Source organism: Reyranella sp. (assembly GCF_965279625.1).
GTDB lineage: Bacteria > Pseudomonadota > Alphaproteobacteria > Reyranellales > Reyranellaceae > Reyranella.
In genome coordinates, this window is sequence record NZ_OZ257251.1 from 1,019,551 (window position 1) to 1,031,406 (window position 11,856).

Consider the following 11,856-nt stretch of genomic DNA (forward strand, 5'->3'; position numbering starts at 1 on the left):
CGATATTTGAGAGCCATCGACAACGAAGACGGCGCACATCTTTCGGCATATTCTCCGGCCCGGTTCGAAACGGAGAAGTCCCCATGAAGAGTTACAAGGTCGTCGAATTCGGCCAGCCGCTGCAGAAGGTCGAGGAGAGCAATCCCGCGCCGCAGGGAGCAGAGGTGCTGGTGAAGGTGACCGCCGCCGGCGTCTGCCACAGCGACGTGCATCTGTGGGAAGGCTTCTTCGACATGGGCGGCGGCAACAAGGTGTCGACGCAGAAGACGATGAACCCGCCGCGCACCATGGGCCACGAGATCGTGGGCGAGGTCGTGGCGCTGGGTCCCGACGCCAAGGGCGCCAAGGTCGGCGACAAGGCGGTGGTCTATCCGTGGATCGGCTGCGGCACCTGCTGGTACTGCACCAACGGCCGCGAGCATCTCTGCCCGGCGCCGCGTGCCCTCGGCGTCAACAAGGACGGCGGCTATGCCGATCATGTCCTCGTGCCCGACGCGAAGTATCTCTATCCCTATGGTGACATCCCGACGGAGCTGGCTTGCCTCTATGCCTGCTCCGGCATCACGGCCTTCAGCGCGGTCAAGAAGGCGGTCGGCGAGGATGCCGGCAAGCCCATCCTGGTGATCGGCGCCGGCGGCGTCGGCCTGATGGGCGTGAAGTTCGCGCAGTCGGTGCTGGGCCATGCGCCGATCGTGGCCGACATCGACGAGAACAAGCGCAAGCTGGCACTCGACAACGGCGCGGTCGCCGCCCTCGATCCGCGCGACAAGGATGCCCGCAAGAAGATCTTCGAACTCACCGGCGGGACCGGCGTCGGCGCCGCGATCGACTTCGTTGGTGCCGAGAGCACCGCCCAGTTCGGCGTCAAGGCGCTGGCCCGCGGCGGCCGGCTGGTCGTCGTCGGCCTGTTCGGCGGCACCTTCTCCCTGCCCATGCCGATGTTCGCCTTCACCGGCTGCCAGATCGTGGGCTCCGTCACCGGCAGCCCGGGCGAGATGAAGGAGATGATGGACCTCGTCACCGCCGGCAAGGTGACACCGGTCCCCGTCGTCAAGCGCACGCTCGACGAGGCCGACACGACGCTGCAGGAGCTGCGCAAGGGCCTGATCATGGGGCGGGCCGTCCTCGTCCCGTGAGCCAGGCGACACGCGCCCTCGCCCACGCCTTCGACACCGGAGCGCTCGCCGAACGGCGGGCGTTCTTCCTGCGTGCCGAGGATCCACCTTTTGCAGACATCGACGCGGAACAGTCGTTTCGGCCGGCTTTTCTTCGATTGGAGAAGGCGGTGCCGCGGCTGGAGAGCGGCGGGCATGAACTCGGCCTCGTCCTGCTGACCAAGCACAAGGAAGAGAACTTCGCCAACATCGCGCGCGGCTGGGCGCTGCTCGCGCCCGGCGGCACGCTCGTCTGCAGCGGCGCCAACGACGACGGCGCTGCCAGCCTCGAGAAGCAGGTCGGCAAGGCGTTCGGGGGCGTCGACTCGCTGTCGAAGTTCCACAGCCGCGTCTTCTGGTTCGTGAAGGCAACCCACGCCCCGCCCGACTACTGGCAGAAACTCGCGACCCTGCATTCCGTCGGCGACGGTTCGTGGCAGAGCCAGCCCGGCATCTTCTCGTGGGATCATGTCGACAGCGGCTCCGAGCTGCTGGCCGCGCACCTGCCCCACGACCTCTTCGGACATATTGCCGATTTCGGCTGCGGCTGGGGCTTCCTCACGCGGCACGTGCTGAACACCTGCCCCGCCGTGACGAAGATCGACGGCATCGACGCCGAGCATCGTGCGGTCGAGGCGAGCCGGGTGAATGTCACGGACCCGCGCGCGACGTTCCACTGGCTCGATCTGATCAACGAGGCAGCGCCCGCGACCTACGACGCCATCGTCTGCAACCCGCCCTTCCATGCCGGCCGCGCCGCAGAGCCCTCGCTGGGCCAGGGCTTCATCGCCGTCGCAGCCAAGGCGCTGAAGCCCAGGGGCCGGTTCTACATGGTCGCCAATCGCGGGCTGCCCTACGAGCCCCTGCTGAAGACGCACTTCACATCGTTCGAGACGCTGGCCGACAACAACAAGTTCAGGGTGACGCTGGCGCGCCGTTGAGAACGGCCGCGATCAGGAACTCCTTGTTGCCTTCCGCGCCGGTGATCGGGCTCTCCGTCACGCCCAGCACCTGCCAGCCGGGTTGCTCGGCCAGCCACGACGAGATCGTCTCGACGACTTCGGCGTGCAGCTCGGGTTCGCGCACGATGCCGCCCTTGCCGACCCGGCCCTTGCCGACCTCGAACTGCGGCTTGATGAGGGCCGCGAGATGCGCACCCGGGCCGGCGAGAGCGAGCGCAGCCGGCAGGACGAGGCGCAGGCCGACGAACGAGGCGTCGCAGACGACGAGGTCGATCGGCTCGGGAATCTCCGCCCGCGTGACGTCGCGGATATTGGTCTTCTCCATCGAGACGACGCGCGGGTCGGTGCGCAGTTTCCAGGCGAGCTGGTTGGTGCCGACATCCACGGCAAAGACCTTCGCCGCGCCGCGCTGCAGGAGGCAGTCGGTGAAGCCACCGGTCGAGGAGCCGACATCGAGCGCGATGCGACCCGTCACCGGGATCGCGAAATGATCCAGCGCCTTTTCGAGCTTCAGCCCGCCGCGCGAGACATAGGGATGGAGCTGGCCGCGCACCTCGAGCGGCGTGTCGGCGGCGACGCCCTGCCCCGCCTTTTCCAGCCGCCGGTCGTTGGAAAAGACGAGCCCGGCCATGACCAGTCGCTGCGCGGCGGCACGCGTTTCCACGAGCCCGCGCTCGACCAGGGCCACGTCCAGCCGTGTCTTCGCCAATACTGTCTCCCTTCCCCGGACCTGCTAGCATGCCGGGCATGAGCATGAAACTTCTGGAAGGCGAGCGCGCCCTGATCACGGGGTGCGCCGGCGGCATCGGCCGCGGCATCGCGAAGGCCTTGAAGGCCGAGGGCGCGATCGTGCTCGGCAGCGACATCGCCGCCCCGCCCGTCGAAGATGGCATCGACTTCCTGCAAGCCGACCTTTCCAGGAAGGACGGCTGGAAGGAACTGCTCGACGCTGCGGTGAACAGGCTCGGCACGATCTCCCTGTTCGTCCATGCCGCGAGTCCGCGGCGTCTCGAGGTCGACACGTCCCTGTCGGTCAGCGAAGAGACCTGGGATCTGATGACCGACATCAACCTGCGTTCCGGGTTCTTCCTCGCCCGCGAAGCCGGCCGCCACATGCGCGACAACGGGATCAAGGGACGCATGATCCTGGTCACCTCGCAGCACCGCGAGACGCCGCGCAACCTCCCACATTACAGTGCGTCCAAGGCCGGCATGACCATGGTGATGAAGGAACTCGCGCGCGTGCTGGCACCTGACGGCATCAGGGTGAACGCGATCGCGCCGGGCGCGATCCCGGGCGGCGGCTTCGTGGCGGACAATCTCGCCGAGCTGGTCGCGCAGATCCCGCTCGGCCGCGCCGGCACGCCCGACGACATCGCCCAGGTCGCCGTCGCGATTCTCTCGGAAAGATTTGGCCGTTACGTGGTGGGTACGACAGTGGAAGTTGATGGTGGATTGGGCCTTATGAGCTGGATTCCTGCCAAGGCTTGACCGCGCTCGTCGGAAGAGTTGAGGTGCGGGCCGCAAACTGGAGGACTTCACCATGACGCTTCGCATCAACTCGACCGCGCCCGACTTCAAGGCCGAGACGACCCAGGGTCCGATCGAGTTCCACAAGTGGATCGGCGACAGCTGGGCGATCCTGTTCTCGCACCCGAAGGACTTCACGCCGGTCTGCACCACCGAGCTCGGCTACATGGCCCGCCTCAAGCCGCAGTTCGACAAGCTCAACACCAAGATCATCGGCCTCTCGGTCGATCCGGTGACCAACCACTCCAAGTGGGCGAAGGACATCGAGGAGACCCAGGGCCACGCCGTGACCTTCCCGATGATCGGCGATCCCGAGCTCAAGGTCGCGACCGCCTACGACATGCTGCCCGAAGGCGCGGGCGCGACGTCCGATGGCCGCACCGCCGCCGACAACGCCACCGTGCGTTCGGTGTTCATCATCGGCCCCGACAAGAAGATCAAGGCGATGCTCACCTACCCGATGAGCAGCGGCCGCAACTTCGACGAGGTGCTTCGCCTGCTCGAGTCCTGCCAGCTCACCGCGAAGCACCAGGTGGCGACGCCGGTCAACTGGAAGAACGGCGAGGACGTGATCATCGTCCCGGCCGTCTCCGACGAAGCCGCCAAGGCCAAGTACCCGAACGGCTGGAAGGCGCCGAAGCCCTACCTGCGCATCGTTCCGCAGCCCAAGGCCTGAGAAAAATTACTTTCCTCCCCCGTCCTACGGGGGAGGTGGCCCCGGCGCTGGTTACAGCGCCCTTGGCCGGAGGGGGAAAGCCACAGGTCCGGCCCTCTCTCCACCTTACAATTCATCGCGTTGCTTTCCCCCTCCCGGCCTCCCCCGTAAGACGGGGGAGGTGAAAGAATTGAACGTCGAATTCGCAGGAGACACGGGATGACGGACGAACTCTGGCGCTGGTCGGCGGTCGACCTGGCGCAGGCGATCGCGCGGGGCGCGGTTTCGAGCGAGGACGCCACCCGCTCCGTCCTGGGTCGCATCGAGGCCGTCAATCCGCAGGTCAACGCCGTGGTCGACGTCATGGCCGACGAGGCACTGCAGGCCGCGCGCGAGGCCGACGCCGAACGCCGCAGCGGGGCCGCCTGCGGCCCGCTGCACGGCGTGCCGGTGACGGTGAAGGTCAACGTTGACACCAAGGGCCGAGCCACGACCAACGGCGTCGTGGCCTTTCGCGACCTGGTGGCGACCGAAGACAGCCCGGTGGTCGCCAACCTGCGCAAGGCGGGCGCGGTCATCGTCGGCCGCACCAACACGCCCGCCTTCTCGCACCGCTGGTTCACCGACAACGAGCTGCACGGCCTGACGCGCAACCCGTGGGGCAAGGGCCTGACACCGGGCGGATCGAGCGGCGGCGCGGCGGCCGCACTGGCCGCCGGCATGGGCGCGATCGCACATGGCAACGACTATGGGGGCTCGATCCGCTATCCCGCCTATGCCTGTGGCGTGGCGGGCCTGCGTCCGACGCCGGGCCGAGTGCCCGCCTTCAATCCGTCCGCGACGGCCGAACGGCCGATCACGGCGCAGCTCATGTCCGTGCAGGGCCCCCTCGCCCGCACCGTCGCGGACGTGCGCCTCGCCTTCGCCGCCATGGCGATGGGCGATGCGCGCGATCCCAACTGGGTTCCGGCGCCGATCACGGGTCCTTCACCGTCCCGTCCCCTGCGGGCCGCTATCGCGCCCGCCCCGTTCGACGACGTGGCGCCGGAGGTCCGGGCTGCCGTCGAGCAGGCCGGACGCGCGCTGGAGGCGGCAGGATACGCGGTCGAACAGGTCGCGCCGCCGCGACTGGGCGAAGCCGCCGAGCTGTGGCACCGGATGGTCGTCAACGACGAGCGCCGCGGCTTCGTCGCGACCGTGCAGGCGCTGGGCGACGCCGCAGCCCGGCGCAACGTCGAGGGCCATCTGCGCTACGTGCCGGAGGTCGATGCCGACGGCCTGCTCGATGCGTTCGGCCTTCGCCTTGCGCTGATGCGGGCCTGGTCCCTGTTTTTTGCGGAGTATGCGGTGGCGGTCGTGCCGGTGTCGCATGTCCTGCCGTTCCCCGACGGCCTCGACCTGCAGGACCAGCCGATCGTCGATCGCATGATGGCGGCGCAACACTGCCTGCTGGCGACACCGGTGCTGGGCTATCCCTCGGTTTCGGTGCCGACAGGCCTTGCCGACGGCACGCCCGTGGGCGTTCAGGTGATCGCCGCCCGCTTCCGCGAGGATCTCTGCCTCGACGCGGCGGAGGTCATCGAGGCTCATGCCCCTCGCCTCACGCCGATCGACCCGCGCAGCTAGCCGCGCGCGCGCTCGGTCTGTTGGCCGAGCGCCGCGAGCGCCGTTGCCACGATCTGCGGAGCGTTGAGCCCGGCCCACTCGTACTGGCGGGCCGGCGCGGCGTGATCGAGGAAGCGGTCGGGCAGAACCATCGGCCGCACCTTGAGCCCGCCGTCGAGCAGGCCTGCCGTCGCGAGATACTGCAGCACGAAGCTTGAGAAGCCGCCGACCGAGCCCTCCTCGATCGTGATCAGCACCTCGTGCTCGCGCGCGAGCCGGCGGATCAGATCGGTGTCGAGCGGCTTGGCGAAGCGGGCATCGGCCACCGTGGTGCTGAGGCCCTTGGCGCCGAGATCTTCGGCGGCCACCAGGCATTCCTGAAGACGCGCGCCGAAATTCAGGATCGCGATCTTGGTGCCCTCGCGCACGATCCGGCCCTTACCGATCTCCAGCGGTGTTCCCCTGGCCGGCAGCTCCATTCCCACACCCTCGCCGCGCGGATAGCGGAAGGCCGAGGGGCGATCATCGATCTGCGCCGCCGTCGCCACCATGTTCATCAGCTCGAGTTCGTCGGCCGCCGCCATGATGACGAAGTCCGGCAGGCAGCCGAGAAAGGCCACGTCGAAGGAACCGGCATGGGTGGCGCCGTCGGCGCCGACCAGGCCGGCGCGATCGATGGCGAAGCGCACCGGCAGCTTCTGGAGGGCGACGTCGTGCACGACCTGGTCGAAGGCGCGCTGCAGGAAGGTCGAGTAGATCGCCGCAAAGGGCTTGAAGCCCTCGGTCGCAAGGCCGGCGGCGAAGGTGACGCCGTGCTGCTCGGCAATGGCCACATCGAAGGTGCGCTCGGGGAAGCGCTCGGCGAACTTTTCGAGCCCGGTGCCCGAGGGCATCGCCGCGGTGATGGCCACGATCTTCTTGTCGGCTTCCGCTTCGGCGATCAGCGCCTTGCCGAACACCGCGGTGTATTGCGGCGCATTGGCGACCGGCTTGGACTGCTTGCCGGTGATGACGTCGAACTTCACGACGCCGTGGTACTTGTCCGCGCTCGCCTCAGCCGGGGCGTAGCCCTTGCCCTTCTTGGTGACGACATGGACCAGGATCGGCTTGTCGAGATCGCTGTCGCGGGCGTTCTTCAGGACCGGCAGCAGATGGTCGAGATTGTGACCGTCGACCGGGCCCACATAGTAGAAGCCCAGCTCGTCGAACAGGGTGCCGCCGGCGACGAAGCCGCGAGCGAATTCCTCGGCACGCTTGGCCACGAGTTCCAGCGGCTTGGGCAGGTTCTCGGCAAAGCTACGGCCGAGATTGCGCAGCGTGACGTAGGGCCGGCCCGACAGGAGGCGCGAGAGGTGGCCCGAGAGGGCGCCGACCGGCGGCGCGATCGACATGTCGTTGTCGTTCAGCACCACGATCAGCCGCGAACGCAGCGCGCCCGCGTTGTTCATCGCCTCGTAGGCCATGCCGGCGCTGAGCGCGCCGTCGCCAATCACCGCGATCACGTTGTTCGAGCCGCCCGCGAGGTCGCGCGCCACGGCCATGCCGAGTCCGGCCGAGATCGAGGTCGAGGAATGGGCTGCGCCGAACGGGTCGTATTCGCTCTCCGAGCGCCGCGTGAAGCCGGAAAGCCCGCCCTCCTGGCGCAGGGTGCGGATCCGGCTGCGGCGGCCGGTGACGATCTTGTGCGGATAGGCCTGGTGGCCGACGTCCCAGATCAGACGGTCCTTGGGCGTGTCGAATACGTAATGCAGCGCCACGGTGAGTTCGACGACGCCCAGTCCCGCGCCGAGATGGCCGCCGGTGACCGAGACGGCCGAGATCGTCTCCTGACGCAGCTCGTCGGCGAGCTGAGGCAGTTGCTCGGCGCGCAGGCGGCGGATGTCGGCGGGAACGTCGACGGTATCGAGCAGCGGCGTCGTGCTTTGGCCGGTCATTGAAAAACTATACTCCTGCACGGCGCCCCGTGCCCCAACTTCAGGTGCGGCGCGCCACGACGAATTCTGTGGCTTGCCTTAGCAAATCCGCCGCCTCGCCAAACGGCTCGAGATGCGCGGCGGCCTGTCGCGCCAGCATCCCCGCCTGCGCCCGCGCACGCTCTACGCCCAGAACAGACACGAAGGTAGCCTTGCCTGCCGCCTGGTCCTTGCCCGGCGTCTTTCCGAGCTCGGCGGCGCTCCCCTCGATGTCGAGCAGGTCGTCGACGATCTGGAAGGCGAGGCCGAGATCGTGGGCATAGGCCGACAGCGACGCCCGCGCCATATCGCCGGCTTTGCCCAGGATCGCCCCGGCGGTGCACGAGAATGAGATCAACGCACCGGTTTTCAACCGTTGCAGGTGGGTGATGGCGCCGATCGACTGGTCGGAGCCCTCCTGCTCGGCCAGCAGGTCGAGCATCTGCCCTCCCACCATGCCGCGGGCGCCCGCGGCTTTCGCCAGCTCGGCGACCAGCGCCATGCGCACCGCCGGGTCGCCATGCGTATCCTCGTGGGCGAGCACCTCGAAGGCCAGCGCCTGCAGCGCGTCGCCGGCCAGGATGGCCGTCGCCTCGTCGAACTGGCGGTGGCAAGAGGGCTTGCCGCGGCGCAGATCGTCGTCGTCCATGGCCGGCAGGTCGTCGTGGATCAGCGAATAGGCGTGCACGAACTCGATGGCGCAGGCCGTGCGCAAGGCCGGCATCGTGCCGACCTTGAACAGGGTGGCGCCGGCCAGAACGAAGAAGGCGCGCAGCCGCTTGCCGCCGCCCAGGCTGGAATAACGCATCGCCTCGAAGACGCGGGCCTCGCCCGAGACGCCGGCGGGCAGCAGGCGCTCCATGGTGCGTTCGACGGATTGCGCAGCAAACGACAGCGCAGCGTCAAACCGGGTGTGCGACGACAACGGCATGGGCAGGAATCAGCCGAGTTCTGCGGGCTGGGTCGCGACCGAACCGTCGGCGGAGAAGACGATCTTCTCGACCTTCATCTTGGCTTCGGCGAGCCGTTGCTCGCAATGGCGCTTCAGCAGGGCCCCCCGCTCATAGGCGGAAATGGCCTCATCGAGCTTCACCTGGCCGCGTTCGAGCTGTTGGACGATGCCTTCCAGTTCCTTGAGCGCATCCTCGAAGGAGAGCGCCGTGATGTCCTTAGGAAGTGTGGGTTCTTTGGCCAATTCTTGCCTCTCGAAGGGGTTGGCCCGGATGGTAACCGGCCGCGGCGAACATGTCGAAAGATGCCGCTCGCGTCACCAAAATAGGCCGAAAATTCCCGAATCAGAGAGCAGAACTGCACGAGTGCAACTGTTGATAATCAATTCACGCATCTCTGACATGGCCGCTTTGCACGTTCGCAGGACAAAACCCCGATCTGCGCATTGCGGCCCGAGTGAGCCGATGGCAGGTTCCGCTCCGCAAAGAAATAAACGGCCATTCACCAAAGGAGCAGACGCCCATGGGCAACGTCAGTCATCTCGTCACGCGAACCGCGGCCTTTCAGAGCTCTATCGAAAATGGCCTCGCCGAAGGGTCGAGCAGCAAGGATCGCCAGTTTGTCACGGCGCTTGCCCGCGGCCTCGACATCCTCCGGGCCTTCCACGCCGGCGAGGGCATGCTGGGCAACCAGGAGATCGCACATCGCACCGGCCTGCCGAAGCCGACCGTCGCCCGCCTCACCCACACGCTGACCGAGCTGGGCTACCTGAACTACATCCGCCGCTTCCGGAAGTACGAGCTGGGCGCCTCGGTCCTGGCGCTGGGCTATGCCGCGATCTCGAGCATGGACGTCCGCCGCGCCTCGCGTCAGCCGCTGGAGCAGCTCGCCCACGCGCTAAACGCCTCGACCGCCCTGGGCGGCCGCGACCGTCACTCGATGATCTACCTCGAAGCCTGCCGCGGCCCGTCCGTGGTGGCGATCACCCACGATGTCGGCACGCGCGTCCCGATGGCCAGCACGGCGATGGGCCGAGCCTACCTGTTCACGCTGCCGGACGTCGACCGCAACAAGCAGATCGACGCCATCCGCCGCCGCTGGCGCGACGACTGGACCAAGGTCAAGGCCGGGCTGGAGCGCTCGTTCAAGGAGCTGACCGACCGCGGCTTCTGCGTCACCTGGGGCGAGTGGCTGCCCGAGCTCTGCGGCGTCGGCGCCCCGCTGCGCAACTCCGACGGCACGGCGGCCTACGCCGTCAACGCCTCGGCGCCGATCTACCAGATCAGCCGCGACCGTCTCGAAGCCGACTGGGGCCCGCGCCTGGTCAAGGTCGCGCGCGACATCCGCACCGGCATGGCGGCGCAGCCGGCCATCACGGCCTCGGCCGGCCCGGCAATGCGTCCAATGATGGCCAACGGTCATCGTCCCCCGATGTCGGCGATGGCGCGCCGCTAGGCGCGCCCCCTCTTCTCGAGGCATTTGAGACATGGCTATCCAACGACCGGCCGACGCACGGCCGGTCGCTCCGTATGTGTTCCGCGGCTTCAATGGCGTGATCGGCCATCAGGTCGTGGCGTGGCGGCACGGCTTCGTCGAGATGCGCCTCGACGTGCGCGCCGAACTCTGCAACGCCAACGGCCTGCTGCACGGCGGCGTGCTGATGACGCTGCTCGATTCGGCCAGCGGCTTCGCCTGCACCTTCAACGAGACGGCGACGGCGCGGCGGCTTTCCGTGACGCTGGCCTTCACGACCCAGTTCATCAAGGCCGGCCGCGAAGGCGACGTGCTCACGATCCTGGGCGCCTGGCGTCCCTCGACCAGCCAGAGCACCTTCGCCGCCGAGACCGAGATCTACAACCAGGCGAACGAGCTGCTCGCCACCGGCGCCGGCACCTTCCGCTACCTGAAGGGCGAGCGCAGCGACGGCACGCTCGAATTCCTCGACCAGCAGGCTGCGGACTAAATCTCTTCGCCACCAGTTGCCCTCAAAACCTCATCCTGAGCGACCGTCGTGTCGGTCAAGCGGTTGCCCATGGCTTTTTGTCCCTGAGGATGGCGTTGAGGATGGTGACGAGCTTGCGCATGCAGGCGACGATGGCGACCTTCGCCGGCTTTCCGGCAGCGCGCAGGCGGTGATAAGTCAGCGCTAGCGGCAGCTTGCGGCGGATTGAGACGAGGATGCTCATGTAGAGGGCGGCCCGGACGACGGGTCGTCCGCCGGCGATAGTGCGGCGGCCGCGAAGGGTGCCGCTGTCGCGATTGAACGGGGCGACGCCAGTCAGGGAAGCAATCTCGCGTCGGCCGAGGCGGCCCAGTTCGGGTAGTTCGGCGATCAGGGTGCGGGCGATCCTGGGCCCGATGCCTGGAACGCTGATCAGAAGATCCTCGGCCTCGCGCCAGGCCGGAGTTCCGCGGACGGCACCGTCGATGTCGTCGTCGATCTGTTCGAGCTGGGCCTTCAAGGTCGCCAGCACGCGATCGACGGTCTTCAGGGCCCGCCGCACGGTGAGCATGCGCCGGCGATTGCTCTCCGCTCCGATCATCTCGATGAGCTGACGGCGGCGAGCCATCAGTTCTCCCAACAGCCTGGACTGCTCGTCGGCGAGCGGCCGCGCCGGTGGGTTCACCGCCTCGGCGAAGTGAGCGATGACAGCGGCATCGAGGGTATCGGTCTTGGCCAGCCGTGCGGTAGCCCGGGCGAAGTCCCTGATCTGCCGGGGGTTGACGACCGCCACGGGCAGGCCGGCTGCTCCCAGGCCTGCCGCCACGATCGTCTCGAAGCCACCGGTTGCCTCGAGCACGATCAGAGCGGGGCCATTCTACTCAGCCGCCCGACCAGTTCCTCGATACCTTCTCCGTCGCGACCAACAGTGAAGGCCTCACTGGCGGGTCGCACATGGACGTCCAGGCGATCCTTCGCCACATCGATGCCAACGAACATGGATCTTGGCTCCCATCCTTGCGCATGCGGGCTCGCGGTTCGGCCCAGGCGACCGTTCGGGATCACAAAATCAACGGTGGAGGCACCGAGCTCAGGAACGGGCTTG

At 67.6% G+C, this 11,856-nt stretch carries 11 protein-coding genes and 1 pseudogene; 7 read left to right on the forward strand and 5 right to left on the reverse strand.

Translation table 11 applies throughout. The features are described from left to right. Positions 1-83: 83 nt before the first annotated feature. Together ACQY78_RS04905 and ACQY78_RS04910 are read left to right on the forward strand one after the other, a co-directional pair. Positions 84-1,136 carry an alcohol dehydrogenase gene (locus ACQY78_RS04905; protein ID WP_428683305.1) on the forward strand — a complete coding sequence of 351 codons (1,053 nt, stop codon included), beginning with the start codon at positions 84-86 and terminating at the stop codon, positions 1,134-1,136. Continuing rightward, positions 1,133-2,095 carry a methyltransferase gene (locus tag ACQY78_RS04910; RefSeq protein ID WP_428683307.1) on the forward strand — a complete coding sequence of 321 codons (963 nt, stop codon included), beginning with the start codon at positions 1,133-1,135 and terminating at the stop codon, positions 2,093-2,095. Before ACQY78_RS04905 ends, ACQY78_RS04910 begins: the two co-directional genes overlap by 4 nt. Here the strand turns inward: ACQY78_RS04910 and ACQY78_RS04915 are convergent. Next, positions 2,070-2,825 (reverse strand): TlyA family RNA methyltransferase, encoded by a 756-nt coding sequence (locus tag ACQY78_RS04915; RefSeq protein ID WP_428683309.1) that lies wholly within the window; start codon positions 2,823-2,825, stop codon positions 2,070-2,072. The two genes, ACQY78_RS04910 and ACQY78_RS04915, sit on opposite strands and share 26 nt — an antisense overlap. Positions 2,826-2,863: 38 nt before the next feature. On the opposite strand from ACQY78_RS04915, the gene ACQY78_RS04920 reads away from it, so the two are divergent. The 3 genes from ACQY78_RS04920 to ACQY78_RS04930 all read left to right on the forward strand — a co-directional run bounded on the left by ACQY78_RS04920 (position 2,864) and on the right by ACQY78_RS04930 (position 5,927). Then, positions 2,864-3,607 (forward strand): SDR family NAD(P)-dependent oxidoreductase, encoded by a 744-nt coding sequence (locus ACQY78_RS04920; protein WP_428683311.1) that lies wholly within the window; start codon positions 2,864-2,866, stop codon positions 3,605-3,607. Positions 3,608-3,659: 52 nt separating this feature from the next. Beyond that, complete coding sequence (locus ACQY78_RS04925; protein ID WP_428683313.1) at positions 3,660-4,322, forward strand: peroxiredoxin; 663 nt, start codon at positions 3,660-3,662, stop codon at positions 4,320-4,322. A gap of 198 nt (positions 4,323-4,520) precedes the next feature. Then, entirely contained in the window at positions 4,521-5,927 is a 1,407-nt protein-coding gene (locus tag ACQY78_RS04930; RefSeq protein WP_428683315.1) for an amidase family protein, read from the forward strand. Here ACQY78_RS04930 and dxs read toward each other — a convergent pair. The 3 genes from dxs to ACQY78_RS04945 form a co-directional block, all read right to left on the reverse strand. Then, positions 5,924-7,840 carry a 1-deoxy-D-xylulose-5-phosphate synthase gene (gene dxs, locus ACQY78_RS04935; protein ID WP_428683317.1) on the reverse strand — a complete coding sequence of 639 codons (1,917 nt, stop codon included), beginning with the start codon at positions 7,838-7,840 and terminating at the stop codon, positions 5,924-5,926. The genes ACQY78_RS04930 and dxs overlap by 4 nt on opposite strands. Before the next feature lie 40 nt (positions 7,841-7,880). Beyond that, positions 7,881-8,720, reverse strand: coding sequence for a polyprenyl synthetase family protein (locus ACQY78_RS04940; RefSeq protein WP_428683319.1), 840 nt, complete (start codon positions 8,718-8,720; stop codon positions 7,881-7,883). A 78-nt stretch (positions 8,721-8,798) separates the two neighbouring features. Next, a complete protein-coding gene (locus tag ACQY78_RS04945; protein ID WP_428683321.1) occupies positions 8,799-9,053 on the reverse strand; it encodes an exodeoxyribonuclease VII small subunit in 255 nt (84 codons plus the stop codon). A 278-nt stretch (positions 9,054-9,331) separates the two neighbouring features. Between ACQY78_RS04945 and ACQY78_RS04950 the strand changes: the two genes are divergently transcribed. Both ACQY78_RS04950 and ACQY78_RS04955 read left to right on the forward strand, forming a co-directional pair. Beyond that, on the forward strand, positions 9,332-10,264 hold the full coding sequence (locus ACQY78_RS04950) for an IclR family transcriptional regulator (protein WP_428683323.1): 933 nt from the start codon (positions 9,332-9,334) through the stop codon (positions 10,262-10,264). A gap of 31 nt (positions 10,265-10,295) precedes the next feature. Further along, positions 10,296-10,772, forward strand: a complete 477-nt coding sequence (locus ACQY78_RS04955) for a PaaI family thioesterase (RefSeq protein ID WP_428683325.1) — start codon at positions 10,296-10,298, stop codon at positions 10,770-10,772. A 55-nt stretch (positions 10,773-10,827) separates the two neighbouring features. Here the strand turns inward: ACQY78_RS04955 and ACQY78_RS04960 are convergent. Further along, a pseudogene (locus ACQY78_RS04960) lies at positions 10,828-11,750 on the reverse strand (IS110 family transposase). Between the last annotated feature and the right edge of the window lie 106 nt (positions 11,751-11,856).

Coding starts and splice junctions, on each gene's coding strand:
- ACQY78_RS04930 (WP_428683315.1), top strand. CDS start 4,521: ATGACGGACGAACTCTGGCGCTGGTCGGCGGTCGACCTGGCGCAGGCG.
- ACQY78_RS04955 (WP_428683325.1), top strand. CDS start 10,296: ATGGCTATCCAACGACCGGCCGACGCACGGCCGGTCGCTCCGTATGTG.
- ACQY78_RS04940 (WP_428683319.1), bottom strand. CDS start 8,720: ATGGAGCGCCTGCTGCCCGCCGGCGTCTCGGGCGAGGCCCGCGTCTTC.
- ACQY78_RS04920 (WP_428683311.1), top strand. CDS start 2,864: ATGAGCATGAAACTTCTGGAAGGCGAGCGCGCCCTGATCACGGGGTGC.
- ACQY78_RS04925 (WP_428683313.1), top strand. CDS start 3,660: ATGACGCTTCGCATCAACTCGACCGCGCCCGACTTCAAGGCCGAGACG.
- ACQY78_RS04905 (WP_428683305.1), top strand. CDS start 84: ATGAAGAGTTACAAGGTCGTCGAATTCGGCCAGCCGCTGCAGAAGGTC.
- dxs (WP_428683317.1), bottom strand. CDS start 7,840: ATGACCGGCCAAAGCACGACGCCGCTGCTCGATACCGTCGACGTTCCC.
- ACQY78_RS04950 (WP_428683323.1), top strand. CDS start 9,332: ATGGGCAACGTCAGTCATCTCGTCACGCGAACCGCGGCCTTTCAGAGC.